Origin of the sequence: Rhizobium sp. NPDC090275, assembly GCF_044772225.1 — a bacterium.
In the GTDB taxonomy this organism is placed as follows: Bacteria; Pseudomonadota; Alphaproteobacteria; order Rhizobiales; family Rhizobiaceae; genus Rhizobium.
Genome location: NZ_JBIVYL010000001.1, coordinates 295,676 through 321,702, shown reverse-complemented (window position 1 = coordinate 321,702; position 26,027 = coordinate 295,676). Strand labels below are relative to the sequence as shown.

At 62.6% G+C, this 26,027-nt stretch carries 28 protein-coding genes; 11 read left to right on the top strand and 17 right to left on the bottom strand.

The annotated features are described in order from the left end of the window. Nucleotides 1-120: 120 nt before the first annotated feature. The 3 genes from ACIQUB_RS01535 to ACIQUB_RS01525 are packed head-to-tail and all read left to right on the top strand — an operon-like array spanning nt 121 to nt 2,581. Entirely contained in the window at nt 121-1,182 is a 1,062-nt protein-coding gene (locus tag ACIQUB_RS01535) for an alpha/beta hydrolase family protein (RefSeq protein ID WP_402928422.1), read from the top strand. Next, complete coding sequence (locus ACIQUB_RS01530) at nt 1,179-1,481, top strand: hypothetical protein (protein WP_162737464.1); 303 nt, start codon at nt 1,179-1,181, stop codon at nt 1,479-1,481. Before ACIQUB_RS01535 ends, ACIQUB_RS01530 begins: the two co-directional genes overlap by 4 nt. Beyond that, a complete protein-coding gene (locus tag ACIQUB_RS01525) occupies nt 1,478-2,581 on the top strand; it encodes a branched-chain amino acid ABC transporter substrate-binding protein (protein WP_018897309.1) in 1,104 nt (367 codons plus the stop codon). Before ACIQUB_RS01530 ends, ACIQUB_RS01525 begins: the two co-directional genes overlap by 4 nt. Nucleotides 2,582-2,683: 102 nt before the next feature. Here ACIQUB_RS01525 and ACIQUB_RS01520 read toward each other — a convergent pair whose 3' ends face one another. After that, nucleotides 2,684-3,517 carry an alpha/beta fold hydrolase gene (locus ACIQUB_RS01520; protein WP_113237338.1) on the bottom strand — a complete coding sequence of 278 codons (834 nt, stop codon included), beginning with the start codon at nt 3,515-3,517 and terminating at the stop codon, nt 2,684-2,686. Nucleotides 3,518-3,832: 315 nt separating this feature from the next. Between ACIQUB_RS01520 and ACIQUB_RS01515 the strand changes: the two genes are divergently transcribed. From ACIQUB_RS01515 to ACIQUB_RS01505, 3 genes are all read left to right on the top strand, one after another. Beyond that, nucleotides 3,833-4,306 (top strand): MarR family transcriptional regulator, encoded by a 474-nt coding sequence (locus tag ACIQUB_RS01515; protein WP_113237270.1) that lies wholly within the window; start codon nt 3,833-3,835, stop codon nt 4,304-4,306. A 135-nt stretch (nt 4,307-4,441) separates the two neighbouring features. After that, nucleotides 4,442-6,139, top strand: a complete 1,698-nt coding sequence (gene ade, locus ACIQUB_RS01510; RefSeq protein WP_113237269.1) for an adenine deaminase — start codon at nt 4,442-4,444, stop codon at nt 6,137-6,139. A 58-nt stretch (nt 6,140-6,197) separates the two neighbouring features. After that, complete coding sequence (locus tag ACIQUB_RS01505) at nt 6,198-6,398, top strand: hypothetical protein (protein ID WP_113237268.1); 201 nt, start codon at nt 6,198-6,200, stop codon at nt 6,396-6,398. A gap of 41 nt (nt 6,399-6,439) precedes the next feature. Here ACIQUB_RS01505 and ACIQUB_RS01500 read toward each other — a convergent pair whose 3' ends face one another. Beyond that, a complete protein-coding gene (locus ACIQUB_RS01500) occupies nt 6,440-6,694 on the bottom strand; it encodes a toxin-antitoxin system HicB family antitoxin (protein ID WP_113237267.1) in 255 nt (84 codons plus the stop codon). 19 nt (nt 6,695-6,713) lie between these two features. After that, nucleotides 6,714-8,363 (bottom strand): alpha-glucosidase, encoded by a 1,650-nt coding sequence (locus ACIQUB_RS01495; protein WP_113237266.1) that lies wholly within the window; start codon nt 8,361-8,363, stop codon nt 6,714-6,716. A 217-nt stretch (nt 8,364-8,580) separates the two neighbouring features. Here ACIQUB_RS01495 and ACIQUB_RS01490 point away from each other — a divergent pair, with 217 nt between their 5' ends. After that, nucleotides 8,581-9,492: a sugar kinase gene (locus ACIQUB_RS01490; RefSeq protein ID WP_113237265.1), complete on the top strand. Its 912-nt coding sequence runs from the start codon at nt 8,581-8,583 to the stop codon at nt 9,490-9,492. 15 nt (nt 9,493-9,507) lie between these two features. Here the strand turns inward: ACIQUB_RS01490 and ACIQUB_RS01485 are convergent, their stop codons facing one another. Further along, nucleotides 9,508-9,825, bottom strand: coding sequence for a hypothetical protein (locus ACIQUB_RS01485; protein ID WP_113237264.1), 318 nt, complete (start codon nt 9,823-9,825; stop codon nt 9,508-9,510). Further along, nucleotides 9,825-10,721 (bottom strand): hypothetical protein, encoded by an 897-nt coding sequence (locus ACIQUB_RS01480; protein WP_113237263.1) that lies wholly within the window; start codon nt 10,719-10,721, stop codon nt 9,825-9,827. Before ACIQUB_RS01480 ends, ACIQUB_RS01485 begins: the two co-directional genes overlap by 1 nt. Nucleotides 10,722-10,935: 214 nt before the next feature. Between ACIQUB_RS01480 and ACIQUB_RS01475 the strand changes: the two genes are divergently transcribed. Beyond that, nucleotides 10,936-12,108 (top strand): glycosyltransferase family 1 protein, encoded by a 1,173-nt coding sequence (locus tag ACIQUB_RS01475; protein ID WP_113237262.1) that lies wholly within the window; start codon nt 10,936-10,938, stop codon nt 12,106-12,108. A gap of 4 nt (nt 12,109-12,112) precedes the next feature. On the opposite strand, the gene ACIQUB_RS01470 is transcribed toward ACIQUB_RS01475, so the two are convergent. Further along, a complete protein-coding gene (locus tag ACIQUB_RS01470; RefSeq protein ID WP_113237261.1) occupies nt 12,113-13,375 on the bottom strand; it encodes an MFS transporter in 1,263 nt (420 codons plus the stop codon). Between the two features lie 244 nt (nt 13,376-13,619). On the opposite strand from ACIQUB_RS01470, the gene ACIQUB_RS01465 reads away from it, so the two are divergent. After that, a complete protein-coding gene (locus tag ACIQUB_RS01465; RefSeq protein ID WP_113237260.1) occupies nt 13,620-13,853 on the top strand; it encodes a hypothetical protein in 234 nt (77 codons plus the stop codon). Between the two features lie 91 nt (nt 13,854-13,944). Here the strand turns inward: ACIQUB_RS01465 and der are convergent, their stop codons facing one another. The 3 genes from der to ACIQUB_RS01450 all read right to left on the bottom strand — a co-directional run bounded on the left by der (nt 13,945) and on the right by ACIQUB_RS01450 (nt 16,772). After that, entirely contained in the window at nt 13,945-15,384 is a 1,440-nt protein-coding gene (gene der / locus ACIQUB_RS01460) for a ribosome biogenesis GTPase Der (RefSeq protein ID WP_047506246.1), read from the bottom strand. Nucleotides 15,385-15,399: 15 nt separating this feature from the next. Then, nucleotides 15,400-16,083 (bottom strand): tetratricopeptide repeat protein, encoded by a 684-nt coding sequence (locus tag ACIQUB_RS01455; RefSeq protein ID WP_113237259.1) that lies wholly within the window; start codon nt 16,081-16,083, stop codon nt 15,400-15,402. Nucleotides 16,084-16,187: 104 nt separating this feature from the next. Then, nucleotides 16,188-16,772: an NnrU family protein gene (locus tag ACIQUB_RS01450; protein ID WP_018897295.1), complete on the bottom strand. Its 585-nt coding sequence runs from the start codon at nt 16,770-16,772 to the stop codon at nt 16,188-16,190. Nucleotides 16,773-16,906: 134 nt separating this feature from the next. Between ACIQUB_RS01450 and ACIQUB_RS01445 the strand changes: the two genes are divergently transcribed. Further along, the gene (locus tag ACIQUB_RS01445; RefSeq protein ID WP_113237258.1) at nt 16,907-17,953 is read left to right on the top strand and encodes a polysaccharide deacetylase; all 1,047 of its coding nucleotides are present in this window, start codon (nt 16,907-16,909) and stop codon (nt 17,951-17,953) included. 954 nt (nt 17,954-18,907) lie between these two features. Here ACIQUB_RS01445 and sbmA read toward each other — a convergent pair. After that, entirely contained in the window at nt 18,908-20,173 is a 1,266-nt protein-coding gene (gene sbmA, locus ACIQUB_RS01440; RefSeq protein WP_113239846.1) for a peptide antibiotic transporter SbmA, read from the bottom strand. Between the two features lie 123 nt (nt 20,174-20,296). Beyond that, entirely contained in the window at nt 20,297-21,481 is a 1,185-nt protein-coding gene (locus ACIQUB_RS01435; RefSeq protein WP_402928409.1) for a YbfB/YjiJ family MFS transporter, read from the bottom strand. Nucleotides 21,482-21,632: 151 nt separating this feature from the next. Here ACIQUB_RS01435 and ACIQUB_RS01430 point away from each other — a divergent pair, with 151 nt between their 5' ends. After that, nucleotides 21,633-22,214, top strand: coding sequence for a PadR family transcriptional regulator (locus ACIQUB_RS01430; RefSeq protein WP_113239335.1), 582 nt, complete (start codon nt 21,633-21,635; stop codon nt 22,212-22,214). A 114-nt stretch (nt 22,215-22,328) separates the two neighbouring features. Here ACIQUB_RS01430 and map read toward each other — a convergent pair whose 3' ends face one another. From map to ACIQUB_RS01400, 6 genes are all read right to left on the bottom strand, one after another. Next, complete coding sequence (map, locus tag ACIQUB_RS01425) at nt 22,329-23,087, bottom strand: type I methionyl aminopeptidase (RefSeq protein ID WP_047506259.1); 759 nt, start codon at nt 23,085-23,087, stop codon at nt 22,329-22,331. A 113-nt stretch (nt 23,088-23,200) separates the two neighbouring features. Continuing rightward, complete coding sequence (locus ACIQUB_RS01420; protein WP_018897289.1) at nt 23,201-24,262, bottom strand: LLM class flavin-dependent oxidoreductase; 1,062 nt, start codon at nt 24,260-24,262, stop codon at nt 23,201-23,203. Between the two features lie 103 nt (nt 24,263-24,365). After that, nucleotides 24,366-24,788: a type II toxin-antitoxin system VapC family toxin gene (locus tag ACIQUB_RS01415; protein ID WP_113239334.1), complete on the bottom strand. Its 423-nt coding sequence runs from the start codon at nt 24,786-24,788 to the stop codon at nt 24,366-24,368. Beyond that, nucleotides 24,788-25,039, bottom strand: coding sequence for a type II toxin-antitoxin system Phd/YefM family antitoxin (locus tag ACIQUB_RS01410; protein ID WP_111562936.1), 252 nt, complete (start codon nt 25,037-25,039; stop codon nt 24,788-24,790). The genes ACIQUB_RS01415 and ACIQUB_RS01410 overlap by 1 nt, the downstream gene beginning before the upstream one ends. A gap of 72 nt (nt 25,040-25,111) precedes the next feature. Further along, nucleotides 25,112-25,528 carry a DoxX family protein gene (locus ACIQUB_RS01405; protein WP_113239333.1) on the bottom strand — a complete coding sequence of 139 codons (417 nt, stop codon included), beginning with the start codon at nt 25,526-25,528 and terminating at the stop codon, nt 25,112-25,114. Nucleotides 25,529-25,558: 30 nt separating this feature from the next. Further along, on the bottom strand, nt 25,559-26,020 hold the full coding sequence (locus tag ACIQUB_RS01400) for an SRPBCC family protein (protein ID WP_112536870.1): 462 nt from the start codon (nt 26,018-26,020) through the stop codon (nt 25,559-25,561). Nucleotides 26,021-26,027 lie beyond the last annotated feature (7 nt).

Below are 26,027 nucleotides of genomic sequence, written 5' to 3'. Positions count from 1 at the left end.
GCAAAAACCTCACCACAGACCGGCGTGAACAAGAAAATCAGGACCTGAATCGCGTTATCGGTCTCCGCGTGCCGAATTCTCTGAGAACGAAGGGCATCCCTTCCAACCGGAGACCATCGAATGTTCACACGACTGATCGCGCTGACCCTGCTCGCCTGCTTATCCACCTGCCCGGCCTTCGCGGCATCAGGCTTCCGCCAAGCTGCCATCGCGGCGACAGACGACAGGCCGCCCCTCTCCGTCAGCCTCTGGTATCCCACGGCATCCACGGCCAAGCCGATAAGCCTTGGAGAGACACCGGCCTTCGTCGGCTTCCCCGTCATCCGTGATGCCCAACCCACGCCTGCCCCGCACCCGCTCATTGTGCTATCGCATGGCTATGGTGGCAGCTGGCGCAACCTCGCCTGGCTTGCCGGAGAGCTCGCCGGCAGAGGCTATGTCGTTGCGGCCCCCGATCATCCGGGCACGACCACCTTCGACATGCAATCGTCCGACATCGTGGCGCTCTGGCAGCGCCCGCGCGACATCAGCCGGGTGATCGATACGCTTCTTGCAGACCCTGCCCTTGCAGGTTCGATATCGCCAGACCGCATCGGCGCCATCGGCCACTCCCTCGGTGGATGGACCGTCATGGAGCTCGGCGGCGGCCGGCTTGACGCGGAGGCGGTCATGAAAGAATGCCCTCAACAGTTTGGCCCCGTCTACTGCAGAACGTTCACCGCATTGGGCATCGGCCGCGATGCAGCCTCCATCGCAGCCCTTGGCGCGGATCTTGGCGATGCCAGGATCAGGGCGATCGTCACGCTGGACCTCGGCCCCGGACGCGGTCTGACATCGAGCAGCCTTGCTGCGGTAAAGGTTCCGGTCCTTGTCCTCGGCGCGGGCGAGAACGTCGATCCCGAGACTGCGGGGAAAGCCAGCATCGCCGCGACCAACAAGGACTCCGTCTACCTCGCGGAGCACCTGCCGCCTACCACGACGCAATTCGCCCTGGTGCCGGGCGCCTTGCACTTCAGTTTTATGCAGCTTTGCAAGCCGGGAGCGGCAGCGCTCATCGAGGAGGAAGCACCCGGAGAAAGCATTGTCTGCCGGGATGCGACTGGCGCCGATCGACAAGCAATCCATCGCGACGTGGGTGACAGAATAGTGACCTTTCTCGGGAGTGCGCTGGCCGATCGATGACGCCGAACGGCCTTGCGGAAAAATCACGGCTTTTCACCCAAAAAGTCGTGATTTTCGGCGTCGGGCATATCGAATCCGTCACAATTCGCCACCGCCATTCTATCTTCTTGCTAAATCGACGCGAAATTCCTAATAAACTTGCCATGCGTCCTTCGAGCCAAACATGGCCGATTGGCGCGTTTGCCGCGCGCAGTCCGTCGTCTTTGGCACATCCGGAAATGGATGTTTGTACGGCCTGGATTGATCGCAGCGGCAGGACAGTCGCGGGTCGAAGACCCATCCAAGGAGAGACAAAATGACCCTGAAGACCCTGACGGCGGCGCTGGTTGCCTCCATCTCTTTCGCGCCGCTGGCGCATGCCGACATCACCATCGGCCTGATCGCACCGCTGACCGGCCCGGTTGCCGCTTACGGCGACCAGGTGAAGAACGGCGCCCAGACCGCCGTTGACGAAATCAACAAGGCCGGCGGCATCCTCGGCGAGAAGGTCGTGCTGAAGACCGCCGACGACGCCGGCGAACCCAAGCAGGGCGTTTCGGCCGCCAACCAGCTCGTCGGCGACGGCATCCGCTTCGTCGTCGGCCCGGTCACCTCGGGTGTCGCCATCCCGGCATCCGACGTCTTCGCTGAAAACGGCGTGCTGATGGTCACCCCGACCGCAACGGCTCCTGACCTGACGAAGCGTGGCCTCGCCAACGTTCTGCGCACCTGCGGCCGCGACGACCAGCAGGCCGAAGTCGCCGCCAATTACGTCCTGAAGAACTTCAAGGACAAGCGCATCGCCATCATCAACGACAAGGGCGCTTACGGTAAGGGTCTCGCCGACAACTTCAAGGCGACGATCAACGCCGGCGGCATCAAGGAAGTCCTCGACGACGCGCTCTCGCCCGGCGACAAGGATTTCAGCGCGCTGACCACGCGTCTCAAGGCCGAGAAGGTCGACGTCGTCTATTTCGGCGGCTACCACCCGGAAGGCGGCCTGCTCGCCCGCCAGCTGCATGACCTGCAGGTCAACGCCGTGATCATCGGCGGCGACGGCCTGTCGAACACCGAGTTCTGGAACATCGGCACGGATGCTGCCGCCGGTACCATCTTCACCAACGCGGTCGACGCCACCAAGAGCCCCGACTCCAAGGCCGCCGCCGACGCGCTGAAGGCCAAGGGCATCCCGGCCGAAGCCTTCACGCTGAACGCCTACGCCGCCGTCGAAGTCATCAAGGCCGGCATCGAAAAGGCGAAAAGTGCTGAAGATTCCGAAGCCGTCGCAACGGCGCTGAAGGCCGGCGAGCCGATCGCAACCGCCATCGGCAAGCTCACCTACGGCGAAACCGGCGACCTGACCTCGCAGAGCTTCTCCCTCTACAAGTGGGAAGACGGCAAGATCGTCTCCGCCGAGTAATTCGGCTCGCCACTGCGATCAAATACAGACCGGGCGCCCTCACGGGCGCCCGGTTTTCGTTTGCGGATTTTTCGACATGGCCTTGGCCGCAGCCGGCCTCGATCAGGCCTGGAAGAATTTCAGGAGATCGGCGTTGATGATGTCGGCATGCGTGGTCGCCATGCCGTGCGGCAGGCCGTCATAGGTCTTCAGCGTGCCGTTCGTCAAAAGCTTGGCGGCAAGCAGGGCCGAGTCGGCGATCGGCACGATCTGGTCATCAGTGCCATGCATGACGAGAACCGGAACCTTGATCTTCTTGAGATCGTCGGTGAAGTCGGTCTCGGAAAACACCTCGACGCAATCATACTGGTCCTTGGCGCTGCCCATCATCCCCTGCCGCCACCAATTGTCGATCACGCCCTGCGAGACCTTGGCGCCCGGCCGGTTGAAGCCGTAGAACGGGCCTTCGGGAATGTCGCGATAGAATTGCGCGCGGTTGGCGGCAATTGACGTACGGAAGCCATCGAACACTTCAAGCGGCAGGCCGCCGGGGTTCTTGTCGGACTTCAGCATGACAGGCGGGATCGCGCCGATCAGCACCGCCTTGGCAATCCGGCCCCGACTTTCATAATTGCCGACATAACGCGTGACTTCGCCGCCACCGGTCGAATGGCCCACATGGATGGCATTCTTGAGATCCAGATGTTCGGCAAGCTCGGCGACATCGGCCGCGTAAGTGTCCATGTCGTTGCCGTGGCCCGGCTGGCTGGAGCGGCCATGGCCGCGACGGTCATGGGCGATCACCCGGTAACCCTTGCCGAGGAAGTAGAGCATCTGCGCATCCCAGTCGTCGGCGCTGAGCGGCCAGCCGTGATGGAACACGATCGGCTGACCGGTGCCCCAATCCTTGTAGAAGATCTGCGTGCCATCCTTGGTGGTGATGTAGCTGCTGGTCATGGCGTTTCTGTCCTTACCCGTCGAGTGAGCGGTCTTCTGGTTGGCGGCTGCGGAATGCTTGTGGCTCGCGGCTTCAGCCGAATTGGTGAAGGAGGCGGCAGCGGCCGTCGCGACGAGGCCGAGCCCTGCGACCATAACATGCCGTCTTGAGGCATTTTGGATGTCGTCAGTCATGTTCATCTCCATTTGTTTTCGCGATAATCAATATCGCGATAAACATATTCATAGCACCTCAGATTTTCCTGTCTACGAAAAAGATTATCGCGATATCATTTTTGTGATAGTGGTAATCGCACAGACAGATGGAGCCTCGGCATGACCGACCAGATACACGCCTCCCATAGACCCGCGCCCGGCACCACCACTCCGCCGCTGGACGACCAGCTGTGCTTCTCGCTCTATGCGGCAAGCCTCGCGATCAACCGCACCTACAAGCCGATGCTGGACGAGATGGGGATCACCTATCCGCAATATCTGGTGCTGAACGTGCTGGGCGAGCAGGATGGCGCCACGATCGGCGCTATCGCCGACCGGCTGTCGCTGGAATCGAGCACCATCACCCCGCCGGTCAAGCGCCTGGAGCAGGCCGGCCTCCTCGAACGTCGCCGCTCGACCCAGGACGAACGCCAGGTGAACGTCTTCCTGACACCAGCGGGCCGCGACATGCTGGCCCGCAGCAAATGCCTGGGCGACACGCTGCTCAGCCGTTCCGGCATGACCTTGACCGAGATCGAAGCCTTGAATGAGCAGATCCACACGCTGATCGGCGCCCTCGGCAAGACCGAATAGACGCAACCCTGACCGACCCCGGAACGGGACGAGCCCCTGCGACGGCATGGACGAGGACGAGACCGATCCGCGCCTTCCCATCGAGCGCCCGCCTCTCTAGAGTGGCTACCCAACGACACCGAACCAGAGAGCCCCATGACCGAAAGACTAGAACGCCTCATCGACCAGGGAACTGGCCGCGAACCGGCCGATATCGTGCTCAAGGGCGGGCGGTTCTTCGATCTGGTGACGGGCGAACTGGTGCAGTCCGACATCGCCATCTCGGGCGACACCATCGTCGGCACCTGCGGCGATTACACGGGCAAGACCGAGATCGACATATCCGGCAAGATCGTCGTCCCCGGCTTCATCGACACGCATCTCCACATCGAAAGCTCGCTCGTCACCCCGTACGAGTTCGACCGCTGCGTGCTCCCCTACGGCGTCACCACCGTGATCTGCGACCCGCACGAGATCGCCAACGTGCTCGGCGAAGAAGGCATCCGCTACTTCCTGGAGTCTGCCGAACAAACCATCATGGACATCCGCGTCCAGCTCTCCTCCTGCGTCCCCGCCACGCATCTGGAAACATCCGGCGCCGACCTGCCGATCGAAAAGCTCCTGCCCTTCCGCGACCACGAGAAGGTCATCGGGCTTGCCGAATTCATGAATTTCCCCGGCGTGATCCACAAGGATCCCGTCTGCATGGCCAAGCTCGCGGCATTTCAAGGAGCGCATATCGACGGCCACGCCCCGCTTCTCTCGGGCAACGACCTCAACGGCTATCTCTCAGCCGGCATCCGCACCGAGCATGAATGCACGAGCGCCGAGGAAGCGCTGGAGAAGATCCGCAAGGGCATGCACATCCTCGTGCGCGAGGGCTCCGTCTCCAAGGACCTGCACGCGCTGATGTCGATCATCACCGAGCGCCTGTCGCCGCACCTGGCGCTCTGCACCGACGACCGCAACCCGCTCGATATCGCCGAGCAGGGCCATCTCGACTACATGATCCGCACCGCGATCAAAAACGGCGTCGAGCCGCTCGCCATCTACCGCGCCGCCTCGATCTCCGCCGCCCGCGCCTTCGGTCTCAGAGACCGCGGCCTCGTCGCCCCCGGCTGGCGCGCCGATCTCGCCATCCTCGACAGCCTGGAAAACTGCAAGGCCGAGATGGTCTTCTCGGCCGGCCGCAAGGTCACCTCGGCGCTCTTCGAAACCCGTAAGCCCATCGCCCCCGTCGGCCTCGACAGCGTCAACGCGCGAACGGTCAATGCCGCCCACTTCGGCGTGCCGGTCGCCGATGGCGAAACACCTGTCATCGGCGTCATGCCCGGCAAGATCATCACCGAACACCGCCGCTACCGCCTGCCCGTCAAGGGCAACCAGACGGCGGTCGATCTCGACAACGACATCATCAAGGTCGCCGTCATCGAGCGCCACGGCAAGAACGGCAACCACGCCAACGGCTTCGTCCAGGGCTTCGGCCTGAAAAAGGGCGCCATCGCCTCCACCGTCGGCCATGACAGCCACAACATCTGCGTCGTCGGCGTCTCGGAAGACGACATGGCCATGGCCGCCAACCGGCTCGGCGAAATCAAGGGCGGCTTCGTCGTCGTCGAGGATGGCAAGGTCACCGGCGAAATCCCGCTGCCGCTTGCCGGCCTGATGAGCCTCGAACCCTACGAAACCGTCCGCGACACGCTGCACGACCTCAGAAAAGCCGCCTACGCCCTCGGCACGACCCTAGAAGAACCCTTCCTCCAGGTCGCCTTCCTGCCGCTGCCTGTTATCCCGCATCTGAAGATCTCGGACAGGGGCATGGTGGATGTCGATCAGTTCAGGCTGATCGGGTGAGCTCTGGGTTGGCAAACGACAACAGAGCGCTTAGCTTCGGCACCGATAGGAGCTCGCGATGACCAAGCTTGAGCAGATCGAAAAATTCGTAAGCGAACTGGACCCGCCGGACCTCGAAGCCTTCTCGGCATGGTTCGAGGCGTTTCAGGCCGAAAAGTGGGATCGCCGCATCGAAAACGACGTCGCCGCCGGCAAGCTCAACGACCTTGCTGACAAGGCGCTCAAAGATTTTCGCGCCGGCAAGACGCGCAGGCTTTGAACCACCGCGCCACCCCCGAGGGAGTGACGTCATCTCCGCAGTCACTTGCCAGGCAATTCATCTCCATCAGCCGGAGAGACGTCGCGCACCTTCTCCAACATATCGGTTAGGCCATCCCCACTCGCCGCCCCTGCTCGGCTCTCGAGGAACGCCTGCACCGTTTCAACGGCGCCGACCTTTTGCGCGACAGCCGAAGCGATCCATTGATTGAGAGACACGCCGTCAGCCTTCGCCAGACGCGCGGCAGCCTCCCTGAGGGATGCCGGCAGCTTGAGTGGGTAGGTATTCGTACTCACGATCCAATCTCCTGGAGCCTCAACCAACCCGCGCGCAAAACCCATCCAGCGCCCCGAGCACCACCTTGCCGCCGTCAACCGTTCCACCCGCCCCGGGCATCTCCAGCCGCTCGCCAAGCACCATCCCCGCAGGCAAGCCGAACGCCGCAGCCTCCCGTGTCAGGTTGAACACAAACAGCAGCGTCTCGCCCTCCTTCTTCCGGGTAAACACCAGTAGATCCTGGCTGGTGTCGAGGAAGGTCATCGCCCCATCGATCAGCGCCGGATGTTTTTTGCGGAAGGCCAGCGTGTCGCGGTAGTGGGTGAGCACCGAGTGCGCGTCGCCCTCCTGCACATCAACCGAAAGCGCCGCCTGCTCATATGGCACCGGCAGCCAGGATTTCTCGGCCGTGGTGAAGCCGGCATGCGCCTTGGCCGCTTCCCAGGGCATCGGCGTGCGGCATCCGTCGCGGCCCTTGAAGGCCGGCCAGAAGCGGATGCCGTAGGGGTCGCGCAGGTCCTCGAAGGCGAGGTCGGCTTCCGGCAGGCCAAGCTCCTCGCCCTGGTAGAGGCAGATCGAGCCGCGCAGAGCCGCCAGCACCGAGATCGCCAGCTTGGCGACGACAGGCCGTTCCTCGACCGTCTTGGCGAAGCGACTGAGATGGCGGTTGACGTCGTGGTTCGAGAAGGCCCAGCAGACCCAGCCATCGGCCACGGATTTCTGGAAGGCATCGACGCAGTTGCGGATATGGGCCGCGGTGAACTCCGGCCCAAGCAGGTCGAAAGTGTAGCACATGTGCAGCTTGTCGCCGCCCGTGGTATAGGCCGCCACCGTCTTCAGTGAGCGCGCCCCATCACCCACTTCGCCGACCGTCGTGCGCCCCTCGTAGCGGTCGAGCAGCGCGCGGAAACGCTGCAGGAAGCCGATGTTTTCGGGCTGCGTCTTGTCGTAGAGATGGTTCTGCATCCCATAGGGGTTGGTATCAGGCGCATCCAGCCCGCCATCGCTGGTATCGGGCTCGTGCGGAGGGTTGTCGCGCAGGAGCTTGTCACAGAAGTAGTAGTTGACCGTATCCAGCCGGAAGCCATCGACGCCCCGGTCGAGCCAGAACTTCACCGTCTTCAGAAGCGCGTCCTTAACGTCAGCATTGTGGAAGTTGAGATCCGGCTGCGAGGTAAGAAAATTGTGCTGGTAATATTGCCGGCGCACGCCGTCCCATTCCCAGCCCGGCCCGCCGAAGATCGACAGCCAGTTGTTCGGCGCCGTCCCATCCGGCTTCGGGTCCGCCCAGACATACCAGTCCGCCTTGTCGTTGGTGCGGCTGGAGCGGCTTTCGACGAACCATGGGTGGACATCAGCGGTATGCGAGATCACCTGGTCGATGATCACCTTCAGCCCCAGCGCATGCGCAGCCACCATCATCTCGTCGAAATCGGCGATCGTCCCGAAGATCGGATCGACATCGCAATAGTCCGAGACATCGTAACCCATGTCGGCCATCGGCGACTTGAAGAAGGGCGAGAGCCAGATCGCGTCGACGCCGAGGCTGGCGATATAGGGCAGACGCCTGGTGATCCCCTTGAGATCGCCGAGCCCATCACCATTCGTATCCTGAAACGATCTCGGATAGACCTGATAGACAACAGCACCCCGCCACCAGTCCGCATTCCCGCCCGTCCGAACCACCATCTGTCGCCGATCCCTACCGTTGTTCCTGTCCATCCGAGACTAAAGCGCAGAAAGTAAAAGACAACCGCGCTCACGTCTTTTTGCGCGCCAGTTGCAAAGACACCGGCCAGCCCGCCGGCATCCCGCGAGCCGGACATCGCGATATCCGGCCAATCCGCGCTTGTCAGCGCCGCGCGCGGCGCGTATCAGCGAACACGCAACATCTGGGAGGCAAGCAGTGGGCGGACGTTTTCTATCGATCGGTGAATGCATGGTGGAGCTGTCGCAGGCCGGCGCCGGGCTGCTGCGCAAGGGCTTTGCCGGCGATACGCTGAACACCGCCTGGTATGCCCGCGCCTGCCTTCCTCAGGATTGGTCGGTCGACTACTGCACCGCGCTTGGCGACGACGCTATGTCCGACGAGATGGTCGCCTTCTTCGCTGAAGCCGGCATCGGAACGGAGAGCATTCGCCGCATCAAGGGCAAGGCCCCCGGCCTCTACATGATCAGCCTGAAGGACGGCGAACGCTCCTTCAGCTACTGGCGCGACAACTCCGCCGCCCGCCAGCTCGCCGCTGATGCCGACTTCCTGCGCCAGGCGATCGAAGGCGCCGACGTCGTCTATTTCTCCGGCATCACGCTCGCCATCCTCTCGCGCGACGACGCCGACACGCTGCTCTCCGAGGCACGCCGCGCTAAGGCATCCGGCAAGCTCGTCGCCTTCGACCCCAACATCCGCCCGCGCCTGTGGTCGGGCTATGACGAGATGCACGCGACCATCAGCGAAGGCGCGCGCGCCGCATCGATGGTGCTGCCGAGCTTTGAGGACGAGGCCCTGCACTTCGGCGACGTCTCGATCGAGGCGACCATCCACCGCTACCGCGCGCTTGGCGTCCGCGACGTCGTCGTCAAGAACGGCGCCGACGGCATAACGCTCGATTTCGACGGCGAAGAAACATTCGTGCCCTCAGAGCGCGTCGAGCAGGTCGTCGACACGACAAGCGCCGGCGACAGCTTCAACGGCGCCTTCATCGCTCACTACCTGGAAACAAAGGACGCCCCCGCATCCGCCCGCTTCGCCGCCAAGGTTGCGGCGCGGGTTGTCAGCGAGCATGGGGCGCTGGTGGCGAAGGATAAGCTTGGGGTTTGACGAGCTTTCAAGCGGTCAGATGATGGCGATGATCTTGCTGAAGATCGTCGCGATCTTGAGTGCTGCTTCGGTCGTCTGCACGAGTTTCTGGATGTTGTCGATGATATCCTCCAGATCCTTCTTCGCGCCCTTCAAGGCTTGTGTCAGCACCTTGTATTGGCTCGAGGACTTCATCAGATCGTCCGCCACCAGCTTGTCGAGCTCGTCGTCGTAGACGTAGTAGAGATCGAGAAACCTGTTGGCGTCAGAGACCGTCTGCGCCTGGGAATAGCCGAGATTGGCGGCGACCTTTCCCGCCCGTATCCGATCGTAAGCATCCTGATTTGTCGTCATCACGTGTCTCCGTTAGCTGCGAAAATCTGTGCAAGGGCTTGAAATTGCTGCGCGGCGGCAAGGAATTCGGCAAGTGTCGATGCATCTTGCTGCCCTTCCGCCAATGCCTTGTGGGCAGCCGCCATCTTGTTCAGAACTGCGACGTAACCAGGCTCGTCACCGCCCTGCACCGACGTCAAAAGCGCTAGCGATTTGGCCAGGGCTTGTTGCTCTGAAGCGAATGCGCGGTACGCATCATAACGCTCCCTGGCGCTCCCATTCGCCCGGATCGAGTCAAGTACGCGTTGCTTCATCATGAGCCAGTCTTTGTAGCGCTCGTCGATGGCGTGGCCCATTTTCCCGAAGTCGGTGGCAAGCAGGGCATTGCCTTGCACGATTGCCGGCTGTGCACGCTGCATTGCCGCGCGGATTTGCTGCCATGCGGCCCAGCTTATCGCCTGCTTTGCAATGATCACCGAAGCGTTCGCGACCTGCGATGACACCGGATGCGCAAAAGCGGTTGGAGCAGCCTTTGCGGCCGCGCTCTTCAGATTGTCTACCGCAGTGCCGATGTCGGTACCGCTGACACCGGCTGCCGACTTGGTCAGCGCATCGGCATATGCGACAAGTGCATTGGCGTATGCAACCTGAACGTCCCAAGCGGTCGAGATGCGCGATCTATCCCTGTGAGGAGGAGGAAATTCGTAATGCACCCCGCCCGTCGCAAATCGCCCTGCGTGATCCTCGAGCCGGATCGTGTACGTCATGTCGTCGTTGAGCGTACCGGCATCGCGCGCCGCCTGGGCCACCGCCGCCGTAGCCACGCCAAACTTCTGAATATCAGTCGCATCCACACTGGCGCAGCCGGCCAAAGCCGTGGCCGCCAGCAACGCCAGCACCCGCAATCGTTTCAACATGGATTGTTCCCCTAACCTCGGCTAGGGATAGCACATTGCCGATTGCAAACAACAAACCACACACAACCAGAGATCACCACCCCAGTTGCATCCGGCTGCACCCGCCCGCCTGTAATATTTCCATCATCGACAGCAGCGAGAATATGAGCGCGGGAATCGATTATCCGGCGCCCGCCCGGAGCGGTGCGCCGATGGCGCGGATGGAAGTCGGATCATGTTGCAACGCCTGCAAAATGCCAGCGATGGCGAAAACGTCGCCGCCTTGCCGATGGGCAAGCCGGAGCGGCTGGTCATCGTCACGGATGCCTGGCATCCGCAGGTCAACGGCGTCGTGCGCTCGATCGAAAACACCAACCGCGAGCTCGCCAAGATCGGCGTCGAGGTGGCGATGGTGACGCCGCAGGGGTTCCGCAACATCCCCTGCCCCACCTATCCCGAAATCCGCCTGTCGATCGCCCGCTACCGCAGCGTTGCCCGCGAAATCGCCAAGCACAAGCCGTCCTATGTCCATATCGCCACCGAGGGCCCGCTGGGGCTGACGGCCCGGCGCTGGTGCCTGAAGAACCGCATGCCGTTCTCCACCAGCTACCACACCCGCTTCCCCGAATATGTCGCGGCCCGGCTCCCCATTCCGAAGAGCTGGCTCTACGCCTTCGTCAAGTGGTTCCACAATTCCGGCGCCGGCTGCATGGTGGCGACGCCCTCTTTGGCGCGCGAGCTTTCCGAAAAGGGCATCCGCAACCTGATGCCCTGGACGCGCGGCATCGACGCCAACCAGTTCCACCCGGCCGAGCTCGAGGAAAAGCCCTTCGGCCTTTCCCGCCCGATCTTCATGACGGTCGGCCGCGTGGCGCTGGAAAAGAACCTGCCGGCCTTTCTCGATCTTGATCTTCCCGGCTCCAAGGTCGTCGTCGGCGATGGCCCGGCCCGCGCCGAGCTCGAGAAGCGATATCCGGATGTGCATTTCACCGGCCTCAAGGTCGGCCCGGAACTGGCGGCGATCTATGCCCAGGCCGACGTCTTCGTCTTTCCGTCTTTGACCGACACCTTCGGCAATACCATCCTCGAGGCGCTGGCCTCGGGCGTCCCCGTCGCCGCCTACCCGGTCACCGGCCCGCTCGACATCATCGGCGAGGACAGCGAGGTCGGCGCGCTCGACGACGATCTCGGCGTCGCCTGCCTCGCGGCGCTCTCCGCCTCACGGCAAAAGGCCCGCGAACTCGCCGTCCAATATTCCTGGGAAGCTGCAACGCTGCAGTTCATCACCAACATCCGCGCCGCCAACGGGGTGATCACCCCGAAATGGAAGAAGGCCTGGCAATACGCCGCCAAGTCCCTGCCGCGCAACAAGCGCCTCGGCGATGGCGATGCGGCGACGATGGTGTAGGACCCTACTCCGCAGCCCCCACCACCTGACGCCCCCGCTCACCCGGCAGCGGCGGAAACGCCAGCGCAATCGCGGCCGCCCCCAGCCCCACCAGCGCCGAGCCGATGAACAGCCAGGAATAATTGGCGAAGTGATCGAAGATCCAGCCGCCGATCAGCGGGCCGAAGGCCATGCCGAGGCTGGAGAGCATGGTGGCGGCGCCGAAGACGGTGCCGATGATCTTCTGCCCGAAATATTCGCGCGCCAGCACTGCGTAGAGCGGCATGACGCCGCCATAGGCGCTGCCGAAGATCATCGCCAGTGCGTAGAATTCGCCAAGCCGGCTGACGAAGAGATAGCCCATCAGCGCAATTGCCTGGATGAGCAGCCCGCCGACAATCACGGGCTTGGCGCCGACGCGATCGGCAAGCGAACCGTAGATCAGCCGGCCGCCCAGCCCCGCTAGCCCCTCGACGCTGTAGATGCTGACGGCCGCCATCGGCGCCACGCCGCAGATCGTCGCGTAGCTCACCATATGGAAGATCGGTCCCGAATGCGCCGCGCAGCAGGCGAAGAAGGTGAGCCCGAGCACGATGAACTGCGGCGAGCGGAACACGTCGGAGAGCCGCGCATTCCCGCGCTCCGCCGGCGTTGAGCCCGTGGCCATCGCGCCACCAACCGGCGCTGCGCCAACCTCATCCTCGGTACTCTCTGGCGCGCGCCGCACCAAGAGTGCTGCCGGAAGCAACAGCACCCAGGCGCCGATGCCGATGATCAACATCGCGGTGCGCCAGTCATAGGCCGAGATCAGGAAGCGGGCAAAGGGCGAGATGGTCATCGGCGCCACGCCCATGCCGGCCGAGACCAGCGAGACGGCAAGGCCGCGATGCTCGTCGAACCATGCGGTGGTCGCCGCGATCATCGGTGCGAAGAACGTGCTGGCGGCGATACCAACGAGAATGCCGTAAGTCAGCTGGAATTGCAGGAGCGTCACCGCCCGGCTGGAAAGCACCAGCGCCAGCCCGAGCAGTGCGGCGCCCACAAGCACCACGGCGCGCGGCCCGAACCGGTCGCTCGCAGCGCCCCAGACGAAGCCGCCGATCCCCATGACGATGAAATTGAGCGTCATCGCGCTGGCGATGCCGATATGCGACCAGCCGGTGTCGAGCGCGATCGGCTCCTGGAAGATCGCCAGCGAAAACATCGCCCCGAGCGCGACGCAGGTCATCAGCGCCCCCGCCGCCACGATCACCCACCGATAGGACCCCTGATGCGAATGGCTCATCATCGTGCACCTCCCTGTGCGAACCGATCCGGCGCGGATGCCCTATAAAAGGCGACCCATGCCCTCCCCATCAAGACGTCCGACGGCAGCCGCATCCGACAGCCTGTCACATAATTTTCAAGAATTGCGCTTCGGGCGGGCAGCCCCGGCGGCCTTTATACCAAAAATAGTCATATATATTAAATCAGGATTATTAGACAAAGCACGGCCTGCGTGAGATTCTCACCATGTAGAATCAGGGCGCAACATGGCTGAAGAACGTTATCTGTATGATTCGAAGTCGCACAAGGCGGCCATGTATCAGGCCGGCGAACACCTGTTTTCGCTATCCGGAAGTAAAGCCGAGCACTGGATATCGGGAGACTACATTTTTTCCATGGAGACCCAGGCGATAAGCTTCTGGATTCTTGGAAACGACATCTACGGCCATGTCGGCAACGGCGAACTGACCCGCGAGCCGGTTTATTACTTCGACGGCTGAGACAGCCCATCTTCATCGCCAAGGAAGCGGAGTGCGGGCGCAGCCTTGGCTGCACCCGACATGTCACTTTGCCAGCTACCAGGCCAAGCTGCTACTTGGCAGGCTGCGGCTTGCGGCGTCCGCCGCTCTTGGATTCGTACGGATTGTCCTTCTCGCGATACATGATCCGGATCGGCACGCCGGGCATGTTGAAATCCGTGCGCAGGCTGTTGACCAGATAGCGCGTGTAGGATTCCGGCAGCGCGTCGGCGCGGGTGCAGGAGATCATGAAGGCCGGCGGGCGGGCCTTCACCTGGGTCATGTACTTCAGCTTCAGGCGGCGGCCGGAGACGGCCGGTGGCGGATGCTGCGTCGTGATCGAATCCAGCCAGCGGTTCAGCTTGGCGGTCGAGATGCGACGGTTCCACGTCATGTCCGTATCGATGATCGACTGCATCAGCTTGTCGAGGCCGCGGCCGGTCTGGCCGGAGATCGGCACGGCGCGGATGCCGCGTGCCTGCGGCAACAGCCGCTCGGTCTTTTCACGCAGGTCCGCCAGAAGCGCCTGCGGCTCGTCGATCAGGTCCCACTTGTTGAAGGCGAGAACGGCGGCGCGTCCCTCGCGAACCACGAGGTCGACCAGCTGCAGGTCCTGCTTCTCGAACGGAATGGTCGCGTCGAAGACGATGACCACGGTTTCGGCGAAGCGGATGGAGCGCAACGAATCGGCGACCGACAGCTTCTCGAGCTTCTCGGTGACGCGCGCCTTGCGGCGCATGCCTGCCGTGTCGAACATCTTGATGGTGCGGCCGTTCCAGTCCCACTCGACGGAAATGCTGTCGCGGGTAATGCCGGCCTCGGGGCCCGTCAGCAAGCGGTCTTCGCCGAGGAAGCGGTTGATCAGCGTCGACTTGCCGGCATTCGGGCGACCGATGATCGCCACGCGCAGCGGCTTGGTGTCGTCATATTCCGGCTCGTAGTCCTCGTCCTCTTCCATCTCGTGGGGAAGATTGACGTTGGTCTCGGCGATGTCTTCCTTCGGCGGATAGGCGCGATCCTCGCCGACCGCTTCCACGATCGCGTCGCGCAAGTCGAGCATGCCCTGCCCGTGTTCGGCAGAGATCGGCACCGGCTCGCCGAGGCCGAGCGTATAGGCGTCGTAGAAGCCGCCGTCCGAGCCCTTGGCTTCCGACTTGTTGGCGACGAGAACGACCGGCTTGCCGCGACGGCGCAGCATCTCGGCCAGTTCCTTGTCGACAGGCGTCAGGCCGAACTTGGCGTCGACCACGAACAGCGAAATATCGGCCTCGTCGATCGCCGCTTCCGTCTGGGCGCGCATGCGGCCCTGCAGGCTCTCGGCCTCGGCCTTTTCCAGACCGGCGGTGTCGATGATGGTGAAGGTCAGCCCCATCAGGCGCGCGTCGCCGGGGCGGCGGTCGCGGGTGACGCCGGGCGTGTCGTCGACAAGCGCCAGCTTCTTTCCGACCAGCCGGTTGAAAAGCGTCGACTTGCCGACATTCGGGCGACCGACGATCGCGACCGTAAAGCTCATTGAAATACCCTAAACTCAGCCCTGTGCGGCGGGCGCCTTGCCGGATGCGGTGATGTTATCAAGCATCATCTGGGCGCGATTGGCAACATTGCGCGGTGACTGCGCATCGTCGGCGATCGCCTGGTACCACTGGCGGGCCTGAGCCATGTTGCCGGCCTTGTAGGCGGCAAGGCCGAGCGCTTCGCGAGCGGAGTGGCGGAATGCATTGGTCGGAACGGCCATTTCCTCGACCTGGGCCGAGACCTGCTCATAGGTGCCGTTTTCGATCAGGAGCCATGCGGCGCGCATCTTGGCGGCATCGCGGATCGGCGCCGGCGCCTTCTGATCCTTGCCGATCACGTCGAAGGCGGCGATAGCGCCCGTCGCGTCACCCTTCTGGGCAAGCACGGAGGCGGCGCGCAGACGGGCCAGGATCGGATAGTCGCCGTGGCCTTCCTTCTCGAGCTTTTCAAGCGCTGTCAGCGCCTCGTCGCTCTTGTTCTCGTCGGCAAGCTTCATGGCGGCGATGAACTGGTCGCCGGTGCCCGACGACTGGTTGTTGTCCCAATACTGGAACACCTTGTAGCCGACCGTGCCGAGAACGATGAGGACGGCCAAAACGATCAGGTAGCGGCCGAAACGCTGCCACGCACCCTTCATCTGGTCCGAACGCAGTTCCTCATTGACCTCACGAATGAAGCTATCGTCGTTGAATGCCATTCTCGTCTCCGGCAGCGGATATGCAAAATCATGCGGGTTGCACGCACATTGTCGGGCCTTCTACCCCATTTTGCATCCGTTGTAAGGGGGATGTGAAAGAATCGTTACATCACAAGCGGAGAAACGCCGATCACCAGTTCGTGCAGCTTGAACAGGATGACCGCCCAGAGCACCGCGCCGATGACGACGGCATAGAGGTCATACTTGGCCGAGACGAACACCGGCAGCTTGATTTCCCCATTGCGCAGCCGCTGCTTCATCGAGATCCGGAGCAGCACCGCCCAGGCGAGAAACGCCACGAACAGCACGATCGCCTCCGGCTCGCCATTGGCCAGAAGATGCGACAGCGCCCAGATCTTGATCGCCACCAGAAGCGGAAACTTCAGCTTGGCGCGGATATGCCCGGCGGGCAGGAAGCCCGCCACCAGACAGATCATCGCGATCAGCATCAGGGTCAGCGTGATATGCGCCATCCAGATCGGCGGATTGTAGAGCGTGCCATACATGCCGCGCGCCTGATCGAAGGCGTAGGCGAGAAACAGCAACGTCACGATGCTGAGGATGCCGTGGACGGCGCCCCAGACCGGCTTGCCGAGCTTGTCGATCATCGACCGGCGGAAATCCGGAACGATGACGCGGATCAGATGAAGGCCGATAAAGAGGATGAGGCTCAAGATGAGAAGCTGCATCGCTAAATTCCTGTTTTGACTATGAGACAGGCTTATCGTCGTGAGCAGGAAAATGCCAGCGGCACCGCAGCTTCGCCTCAATTCTGTAACAGAAAAGCCCGAAACAAATCGTCGCGGTGTCCATGTCTACTTTGATGTCTCGTGTAATCTCTCGTTCCTGTCTTTCCCTTTCGCTCGCCCTCTCGCTGCTCGCGCCGGCCATTGCCCCGGCGCTCGCCCAGACCGCCGACGGCGCCGCAAACGCCACCCCGGCGGCAAAGCCGAAGCAGCTGGTGATGATCTCCTTCGACGGCGCCCACGACAACGCGCTGTGGCAGAAGAGCCGCGAAATGGCGGCGAAGAACGGCGCGCATTTCACCTATTTCCTCTCCTGCACCTTCCTGATGAACAAGGAGATGAAGAAGGCCTACCAGGCGCCGCACCAGAAGCCCGGCCGCTCCAACATCGGCTTCGCCCAGAGCGACGACGAGATCCGCGAGCGCCTCGGCAACATCTGGCACGCCCATCTCGAGGGCCACGACATCTCCAGCCACGCCTGCGGCCATTTCGACGGCCGCCAGTGGAGCGAGGCCGACTGGTCGGACGAATACGCCACCTTCCACCGGACACTGAAGAACGCCTGGAAGGGCGTCGATCTCGAAGAGCCGAAGGGTTGGCAGGATCTCGTCGACCACGGCATCCACGGTTTTCGCGCCCCTTACCTGTCGGCCACCGCGGGCGCCGACATGATCGCCGCCGAAAAGAAGGCCGGCTTCACCTATGACGCCAGCCTCGTCACCAAGGGTCCGGCCATGCCGGTCGAGGAAGGCGGCATCATCCGCTTCGGCCTGCCCTTGATCCCCGAGGGCCCGCGCGACCGCCCGATCGTCGGCATGGACTACAACCTCTTCGTCCGCCACTCCAAGGGCGAGGAAGACAAGGCCGACAGCAAGGAATTCGAAGACCGCGCCTACGCCGCCTTTTCCCGCGCCTTCGACAAGCAATATACGGGCGACCGCATTCCGCTGCAGTTGGGCTTCCACTTCGTGGAGATGAACGGCGGCGCATACTGGCGGGCGCTCGACCGGCTGGTGAGCGACGTCTGCCATCGGGAAGATGTGGCCTGTGTGAGCTATTCCGAGGCGATCCCTGTGATCAAGGCACGCGGCAAGCTGCAGGGGACGCCGGCTTCGGGGTTGTGATTGGCGGGGGTGGAGAACCGTAGCGTTCTGCCCATCATCTGCTTACCGGTGAGCGTTTTACCGTGTGATACCCCCCTCTGCCCTGCCGGGCATCTCCCCCACAGGTGGGGAGATTGGCTGGACGCACCCGCTCGCTCCTACCTCAATGTTTGGATGGGGAGCACGCCACGAGTCGATCTCCCCCCTTGTGGGGGAGATGTCCGGCAGGACAGAGGGGGGCATGGCTCTGCGCCGACATCAACGACATCGCCCCCCCATACCACTACCCTACCCCACGGGCACAACCACCCACCCCACAAAACAAATCCCTCAACCCGCTCAACACCCTAACCCCAACACCACACTTTTCTCATCCCCACCCCGCGCCGCCCCGCCATACTCCCCCTCGTCACCGCACAGGGAGCCGGGTCGCGAACCGGATGCTCAGCCGCTCAAAATCCGGCGTGCGGTGATGGTTACCAAGGGGATCGAACGCCGTCAGGGCCGATGATCCACCGGCAAGGCCGATCCGAGAGACGCTCCTGTCGGGTCGGGCGAACCGGAAACCGAGGTAATCGGGCAGGCGGACAGCCTGACAACCAATACCACCGACAACAAACCGCCTGCCCTTCCCGTTTCATGCCGTCGACCGTCGCGAGGCTTTGCTTCGCGCGCGGTTTTGGCGTGCGTGGTGTTGAATGACGATTGGCGTTTTGCCGTGTGATACCCCCCTCTGCCCTGCCGGGCATCTCCCCCACAGGTGGGGAGATTGGCTGGGCGCGGCCACTCGCTCCACGCTCATTGTTTGGTCGGGGGGCAGGCCACGAGTCGATCTCCCCCCTTGTGGGGGAGATGTCCGGCAGGACAGAGGGGGGTATCCCGGGCACAAGTCAAACCGTGGCCTCCCCCCAAAAAGCAAAAAACGCCGCGCATCCAAGACACGCGGCGTCTCCCAAAAACCATTCCACCCGCGAACTAGCCGTCGGCGTGAATGACCCCCTGCTCACGCTCCAGATAGCGCTGGTCGATATCCGGCAGCGGCTCGCCGTCGATGGCGGATTCGAAGGTGCGCAGGCGCTTGTAGATCGAGAGCAGCTCGACGATCGTCGTCCACGAATTGACGAGATACTGGAACGAACCGCGCACCTGGTCGAAGACGTTGTTGATCTGCGTGAGCAGGCCAAGCGTCAGCTTGCCGGCGACGATCGACGGGACCAGTACGATCAGGCTGAACAGGTTGTCGGCCTGCAGGTAGAAGATGCGGGCGACGTTGAAGTACATGTAGTGGAAATAGAGCCGGAAATAGTTGCGGCGGACATTGGCGAAGAGCTCGGCCACCGTCGGCGGCGTCGCACGGTCGGCGTGGTCCTCGCCGTAGACGAGTTCCTTGCGGTAAGACGCCTCGACGCGCTGGTTGCGGAATTCAAGGCCCGGCAGCTTGATGCCGACGAGGCCGAGGAACACCGTGCCGAACACCGACCAGAAGATCGCCGCCCAGACGAGCGCATGCGGAACGTCGCCGATCAGCGGCAGTTCGGTGATGCTGGCGCCGATCTTGAAGAGAACCGGCAGGAAGGCGATCAGCGTCATGACCGAGCTGACCAGGCTGACGCCGAGGCTTTCGACCGTCGACGAAAAACGCATCGTGTCTTCCTGCACACGCTGCGAGGCGCCTTCGATGTGGCGCAGCTTCGGCCAGTGGGCCATGTAGTATTCGTTCATCGCGGTACGCCAGCGGAAGATCCAGTGGCTGACGAAGAACAGGTTGAGCACGCCGACGGTGATCGCCACGAAGGCGATGCCGGCAAAGCCGAGCATGCCGAGATAGAGCTGCGAGGCGGTAACCGGCGCGGTCTTTGCCAGCGCCTGCTGGATCATGTCGTAGAACGGACCGTACCAGGCATTGATGGCGACGCTGACCTGCACCGAGAAATAGGTATTGAAGATGATCAGCGCCGAGCCGAGCACTGACCACATCTGCCAGCGATGCGGGCTGTAGGTGAACCAGAAGCCGGCGAAGATGGCGACGAAGACGATATAGTAGATGTAGAACCACAGGAACGGCGTCGACCAGAACACGGACACGCCGATCGGCGCTTCCTGCCCGGCAGCCAGTGGCGGCAGGCCGATCGCGGCGCCGAGGCTCGAGCCTCCGAAATACCAAAGGAGGACGCCGATGAGCGCCCAGACGACGGCCGATGTGAAGAAGAGTTTCGGCTTCGGGAAGTAGGATAGAAACACGGGTGGGATTGCTTTCCTGAACGAGTGTCTTCGCAAGCTCTATAAGAGCGATTGCGCCGGAAATTAAGGCAGTTCGCGGAAAGCGGCAATGGCCTGACGCCATTGTTACGCAATTGTAACCGCTTAGGAGAGCTTCTTGATCACAGGCATGACCATGATGGCGCAGACGACGAGCGCCACCGCCGCCACATAGGTGGGCGCGACGAAGCTTCCGCTGCGCTCGGCCAAAGCGCCGGCGACGATCGGACCGACGATCTGGCCGAAACCGAAGGCCGCCGTCATCATCGCGAACGCCCGGCGCGGGCTCGATGGCACAAGCTTGCGGCCGATCTGCAGCCCATAGGCGGTGATGGCAAGGAAGGTCGCGCCGAACAGCGCGCCGCCGATCAGCGGCGCTACCGATGGCGGCAGCATCACGGTTGCGAGGACGCCGAGCGCCTCGACGAGAAGGGCCGCGACATAGATCCAGCCGAGCCCGAGCGGCCTGACGAACGGCTTCCATGCAAACAGCGCGACGGCAGACGTCAGCCCCGCAATGAACCAGCACAGGAATTCGACCACGGCACCTGAGGCGGCCATCCGGGCGATGGTGACCAGGAAGGTGGCGGTGATGACATAGCCGAAGCCGAACAGGCCGTAGGAGAGCGTGACCAAGAGCATCGGCCGGCTCCATGTGATCGGCGGCTCCTTGCCGGTCTGCCCGCTGACGACGGGACCCGCAGGCAGAAGCAGCCAGACGAGCACGAGGCTGATCGCCGAATAGATCGCCCCGCCGATCCAGTCGATCCGCCAGGCATCCGGGCCGCCATGCGCGATGAGCCCGATGACGAAGACCATCACCGACGACAAGGCGATCCCTGCCCCCGGCCCGCCGAAATGCGCCGACTGCACATGGTCGTTGCCGGCAGCAGCCCCATGACTGAGGACGATCGACGAAGTGAAGATCATCGCGAACGCGCTGGCGAGGCCGGCGAGAAAGCGGATGACGGCAAAGAGCATGACGGAATGTGTCATCGCCATCGCGGCGAGCAGGATGGCGTTGGCGAGAAGTGCCGACAGCGCCACCTTCCGCTCCCGCCCCGCCGCCCAGCCATAGGCGGCGAGAACCGCGCCCACCAGATAGCCGACGAAATTGGCCGACGCGATGAAGCCGGCATCGGCGGCCGACAGCGGCACGCCGCTCATCATTCCAGGCAGGATCGGTGTGTAGGAAAACCGCCCGAAGCCCATGGCCGCCGCCATGGCGATCATTCCGGCCAGCGCCGTGCGAAACAGGGGAGCATGAGGGAGTTCATTGCGAGCCAACATGGCTCGCTTATCGCGCCGCACACCGCGAGCCGCAATCAAGATTTTCTGATGAACCCATCAATTCCGGAAATTTTCGGCCTGCCCTTGAAACGTCATATCTTACGATATATGTTTTACGACATAATCAACGATACATCATAAGGAGTGATCGATGAGAGGTTTTAGAGGTGGAATGATGGGTGGCGGCGGCTTTCGCATGGGGCGGAAGTTCGCGGCAGGCGACCTGCAGCTGGTGATCCTGGCGCTTCTGGCCGAACAGCCGCGCCATGGCTACGAGCTGATCAAGCTCTTGGAAGAACGGTCCGGCGGCTTCTATGTCCCGAGCCCCGGCGTCATCTATCCGGCGCTGACCTATCTGGAAGAAACCGGCCTTGCCGAGGTCGAGACGGAGGGCACGAAGAAGCTCTACCGCATCACCGAAAGCGGCCGCAAACAGGTCGAGGAGAACAGTTCCATGATCGAAATGACGCTTGGAAAGCTGGAACGCATCGGCGAGAAGATGGCGCATGTGCGCCGTATCTTCGATCCGGAGAGCCGCGGTCCGGAAAGCTATGGCAGGGAACGCGAGGAAGAGGCCTTCCCCGAGGACAAGAGCGAAGTCGTCGCCGCCCGCATGCTTTTGAAATCGGCGCTGAAGCTGCGCTATCCCTGGTCGAAGGACGAAGCCAAGCGCATCGCCGGCATCCTGGAACGCGCCGCCGCCGAGATTCTGCAGCAGCCGAAGAACGACTAAGCACGACTAATCACGACCGGCTTCACCAAGCCAAATGGAAACGCCCTGCTCTTTGAGCAGGGCGTCTCGCATTATGGATCCGTTATATCGTAAGACAGATCGCCGAAGCCGATCTTACGCCTGCCCGTCCGGCAGCGTCAGGATCATCGGCCCGTTGCGGGTCGCGACCACGGTATGTTCGTATTGCACCGTCGGCGCCTGCGGATCGGCATAGAGCGTCCAGGCGTCATCGCCGCCTTCGGCCCATGTGGCGCCGAGCGACAGGAACGGCTCGACGGTGAAGACCAGCCCATCCGTCATGATCCGCTTTTCGGACGGGTCCGGCCATGTCGAAAGCTCACCCGGCTCCTCGTGCAGCGAGCGGCCGACGCCGTGGCTGGCGAGGTTCGCCACCAGCGTATAGCGGTTCTTGGCCGCGAACGCGCCGATCGCCTGGCCGATCTTGGCCAGCGGCTCGCCCGATTTCACCTGGTTGAGACCGACCCAAAGCGCCCGCTTGCCGTCACGGCAGAGCTTGTCGAGCTTGGATTTCGACGGCGGCACGACGAAGGAGGCGCCGGTATCGGAGAAAAAACCGTCCTTTTCGGCCGAGACGTCGATATTGACGAGATCGCCAGGGCGGATGACGCGCGAACCGGGAATGCCGTGGGCGATCTCCTCGTTGACGCTGATGCAGGTCGCACCCGGAAACTGGTAGCAGAACTCCGGCGCCGAGCGCGCGCCGGCACTTTCGAGCACCTTGCGGCCGATATCGTCGAGCTCCTGCGTGGTGATCCCCGGCTCCATGGACGATGCCATGATCTGGATCGCATTGGCGCAGATGCGGCCGATCTCTTTGAGCTTCAGGAGTTCGTCTTCAGTCTCGATAATCATGAAATTCCGTTTCCGGCCCTAAGGTTACGGCCGGTCGGCCGGCTCTCGAATCTGGAACAGAACACGACGCCGGGGGAAATCCAATTCATCCTTTACGCCATGAAGCTCCTGCTTTAGGCGCTGGCTTTCGCCCCTTCGCCGCTCTCAGTCAATGCCTTTCTGACGATCGGCGCGACTTTCGTGCCGTAGAGCTCGATCCCGCGCATGATCTGGTCGTGCGGCATCAGCCCGATCGCCATCTGCAGCAGGAAGCGATCGTTCTTGAACAGCTTGTGATGCGCGATGATCTTTTCGGCCACCACTTCGGGATCGCCGACGAAGAGCGCACCCTTCGGCCCGCGCGAGGCGTCGAAATGCGGCCGGCTCGTCGGCCCCCAGCCGCGCTCACGGCCGATCCGGTTCATCACTTCGGCCTGCGGCCCGTAGAACTGATCGGCCGCCGCATCCGTCGTGTCGGCGACGAAGCCGTGGACGTTGATCGATGTCTTGAGCTTGGCCTGATCCTGCCCGGCCCGGCGCGCGGCCTCGCGGTAAAGATCAAACAGCGGCGCGAAACGATGCGGCTCGCCGCCGATGATGGCAAGCGCCACCGGCAGCCCGAGCGCACCCGCGCGCGCCACTGATTGCGGCGTCCCGCCAACCGCGATCCACACCGGCAGCGGATCCTGGAACGGCCTTGGATAAACGCCGCGCCCGTTGATAGCCGGCCGCATCTCGCCCGACCAAGTCACCGCCTCGCTGTCACGAAGGGCGAGCAGAAGGTCGAGCTTTTCCTCGAACAGCTGGTCGTAATCCTCGAGATTATAGCCGAACAGCGGAAAGGATTCGATGAACGACCCCCGCCCCGCCATGATCTCGGCGCGACCGTTGGAAAGAAGATCGAGCGTCGAGAACTGCTGAAACACCCGCACCGGATCGTCGGAGGACAGCACGGTGACGGCGCTCGTCAGCCTAATGTTCTTGGTCTTCACCGCAGCCGCCGCCAGCGCCACGGCCGGCGCAGACGCCGCGTAATCCGGCCGGTGATGCTCCCCCAGCCCGAAGACGTCGAGCCCCACCTGATCGGCAAGCTCGATCTCCTCGATCAGATGCTTCAACCTCTCGGCCCCTTCCGCCCCCTTGCTCCTGGAAGGATTGGGGTTGACGTCTGCGAAGGTGTAAAGGCCGAGTTCCATGGCGTGCATCCCGTTGAAATCTTTAGATTGCAGATAAGGATGGCCGAGGTGGGGCGCAATGACAAATTCTAGAACGGATCGTTCGATAAAGTTGATGGGGGAGCTAGCCTGGCCCATCCCATGGGTTGACGATATCGAGCCCCATGTTCTGGAAATCCTTGACGTTGCGGGTCACGAGAACGAACCCATGCGTCCGCGCTGTCGCGCCGATGAAGGCATCGCTTAGCGGCCGCGTAACGGGCACGTTCAACGCGGCGCAATCAAGCGCGATCGCCTCATCAACAGGAATGACGCGCGACTGTAGCCGCTCGCGGATTTTATTCCGCCATTCCTCCAGAACCTTCGCCTGAACAGGATCGCGGCGCTTGAGAAGCAGAATGCCGTACTCGATCTCGAAAATGCTGATCGCCGAGAGATAAACGACATCGAGGCTGATCCCGCCAAACCAGGCGGCAAAGGCCGGATCGGCCTTGCCGTTGCGCAGTTTTCGGAGCTCGGAGGCGACGTTGGTGTCGATCAGATACATCAGGAGAAATCGACCGGCTTGATGCCGGTGTCGTCGAGCTTCGGGATCTCGAACTCGATTTCGTCAGCGCCCGGAACATAGAAGGCCTCGCTGATCGAGTCCTCCTGCTTGGTCAGCTTCCGGTACTCGTCCACTGTCAGCAACACGTAAGCCGGTTTTCCCCGGTCCGTGATGATCACCGCACCCTTTGCCGTTGCACGGAAGGCGCTCGATCGGTTCTGATTGAATTCGCGGCTGCTGATGATGGTCATGACGGCACCTCTTTGTAGCTACGTTACTACATAAGTTGCGCGCCGCCAAATCCGACTCTCATTTCAACCACTTCAGAGCTTGAATGGAATCATCCTGCGAACCGCCTCGTAGCGCAGATAGAGCCCGCCCCAGGCCATCAGCCCGAGATAGACGCCGAAGAGCAGGTGCGAAAACACCGGGCTGCCGACCCTCAAGTGCGTGGCGATCGCGCCGCCGAGCAGGCCGGTGAGCAGGATCGCGCCCAGCACCGAGGTGCGCGGGATGGCATATAAAAAGGCGCAGGCGAGCGTGATGATGCCGAGGCTGCGGGCGAGCATCGGGTCGGCCGAGTAGCCGAGCGCCGTCAGAGTCTCGGTCACGGGCGCGATCGGCACCAGCTTGATTGCGCCGTCGAAGACGAGGAAGGCGACGATGAGGCCGCTCAGCACGAGGCCTGTGACTGTCTGCCAGCGCGGCTGCGCCGGATTTGAATCAATGATTGCGGACATCGTCCCATCCCCTTGTTCGGTTTGTCCAAATCACATACGCGCCAGAAGCTCGGCGAGCTGGTCTGCGCATTTGCCCCAGCCCTCGTGAAAACCCATTTCCTCGTGGGTCTTCTTGTCCTCGGCGGTCCAGTGCACGGCTGTTGCCGTGTATTTGGTGCGGCCATTGCCGAGATCCTCGAGCAGCACGGTCGCCGTCATGAACGGCTTTTCGGATGGCACCCAGGCGCTGGTATAGGCGTCGGTGAAGACCAGCTTCTCGTTCTCGATCACTTCGAGATAGACGCCGCGATTGGGAAATTCCTGCCCCTCGGGACTGCGCATGACGATCAGATTGGCGCCGCCGGCGCGCACGTCGAGCTTGGCGTCCGATATCGTCCACGGACGCGGCACGAACCATTCCTTCATCAGCTCCGGATCGGTCCAGGCCTTGAAGATCTTTTCGCGCGGCGCATCGAATTCGCGGACGAGAATAAGCTCGTGCATGGCGGTCATGTGTCGT

What these genes read in the sequence shown, in the direction of transcription:
- ACIQUB_RS01535 (WP_402928422.1), top strand. Translation starts at nt 121, where the DNA reads ATGTTCACACGACTGATCGCGCTGACCCTGCTCGCCTGCTTATCCACC.
- ACIQUB_RS01530 (WP_162737464.1), top strand. Translation starts at nt 1,179, where the DNA reads ATGACGCCGAACGGCCTTGCGGAAAAATCACGGCTTTTCACCCAAAAA.
- ACIQUB_RS01525 (WP_018897309.1), top strand. Translation starts at nt 1,478, where the DNA reads ATGACCCTGAAGACCCTGACGGCGGCGCTGGTTGCCTCCATCTCTTTC.
- ACIQUB_RS01520 (WP_113237338.1), bottom strand. Translation starts at nt 3,517, where the DNA reads ATGACCAGCAGCTACATCACCACCAAGGATGGCACGCAGATCTTCTAC.
- ACIQUB_RS01515 (WP_113237270.1), top strand. Translation starts at nt 3,833, where the DNA reads ATGACCGACCAGATACACGCCTCCCATAGACCCGCGCCCGGCACCACC.
- ade (WP_113237269.1), top strand. Translation starts at nt 4,442, where the DNA reads ATGACCGAAAGACTAGAACGCCTCATCGACCAGGGAACTGGCCGCGAA.
- ACIQUB_RS01505 (WP_113237268.1), top strand. Translation starts at nt 6,198, where the DNA reads ATGACCAAGCTTGAGCAGATCGAAAAATTCGTAAGCGAACTGGACCCG.
- ACIQUB_RS01495 (WP_113237266.1), bottom strand. Translation starts at nt 8,363, where the DNA reads ATGGTGGTTCGGACGGGCGGGAATGCGGACTGGTGGCGGGGTGCTGTT.
- ACIQUB_RS01485 (WP_113237264.1), bottom strand. Translation starts at nt 9,825, where the DNA reads ATGACGACAAATCAGGATGCTTACGATCGGATACGGGCGGGAAAGGTC.
- ACIQUB_RS01480 (WP_113237263.1), bottom strand. Translation starts at nt 10,721, where the DNA reads ATGTTGAAACGATTGCGGGTGCTGGCGTTGCTGGCGGCCACGGCTTTG.
- ACIQUB_RS01475 (WP_113237262.1), top strand. Translation starts at nt 10,936, where the DNA reads ATGTTGCAACGCCTGCAAAATGCCAGCGATGGCGAAAACGTCGCCGCC.
- ACIQUB_RS01470 (WP_113237261.1), bottom strand. Translation starts at nt 13,375, where the DNA reads ATGATGAGCCATTCGCATCAGGGGTCCTATCGGTGGGTGATCGTGGCG.
- ACIQUB_RS01465 (WP_113237260.1), top strand. Translation starts at nt 13,620, where the DNA reads ATGGCTGAAGAACGTTATCTGTATGATTCGAAGTCGCACAAGGCGGCC.
- der (WP_047506246.1), bottom strand. Translation starts at nt 15,384, where the DNA reads ATGAGCTTTACGGTCGCGATCGTCGGTCGCCCGAATGTCGGCAAGTCG.
- ACIQUB_RS01455 (WP_113237259.1), bottom strand. Translation starts at nt 16,083, where the DNA reads ATGGCATTCAACGACGATAGCTTCATTCGTGAGGTCAATGAGGAACTG.
- ACIQUB_RS01450 (WP_018897295.1), bottom strand. Translation starts at nt 16,772, where the DNA reads ATGCAGCTTCTCATCTTGAGCCTCATCCTCTTTATCGGCCTTCATCTG.
- ACIQUB_RS01445 (WP_113237258.1), top strand. Translation starts at nt 16,907, where the DNA reads ATGTCTCGTGTAATCTCTCGTTCCTGTCTTTCCCTTTCGCTCGCCCTC.
- ACIQUB_RS01435 (WP_402928409.1), bottom strand. Translation starts at nt 21,481, where the DNA reads ATGTTGGCTCGCAATGAACTCCCTCATGCTCCCCTGTTTCGCACGGCG.
- ACIQUB_RS01430 (WP_113239335.1), top strand. Translation starts at nt 21,633, where the DNA reads ATGAGAGGTTTTAGAGGTGGAATGATGGGTGGCGGCGGCTTTCGCATG.
- map (WP_047506259.1), bottom strand. Translation starts at nt 23,087, where the DNA reads ATGATTATCGAGACTGAAGACGAACTCCTGAAGCTCAAAGAGATCGGC.
- ACIQUB_RS01420 (WP_018897289.1), bottom strand. Translation starts at nt 24,262, where the DNA reads ATGGAACTCGGCCTTTACACCTTCGCAGACGTCAACCCCAATCCTTCC.
- ACIQUB_RS01415 (WP_113239334.1), bottom strand. Translation starts at nt 24,788, where the DNA reads ATGTATCTGATCGACACCAACGTCGCCTCCGAGCTCCGAAAACTGCGC.
- ACIQUB_RS01410 (WP_111562936.1), bottom strand. Translation starts at nt 25,039, where the DNA reads ATGACCATCATCAGCAGCCGCGAATTCAATCAGAACCGATCGAGCGCC.
- ACIQUB_RS01405 (WP_113239333.1), bottom strand. Translation starts at nt 25,528, where the DNA reads ATGTCCGCAATCATTGATTCAAATCCGGCGCAGCCGCGCTGGCAGACA.
- ACIQUB_RS01400 (WP_112536870.1), bottom strand. Translation starts at nt 26,020, where the DNA reads ATGACCGCCATGCACGAGCTTATTCTCGTCCGCGAATTCGATGCGCCG.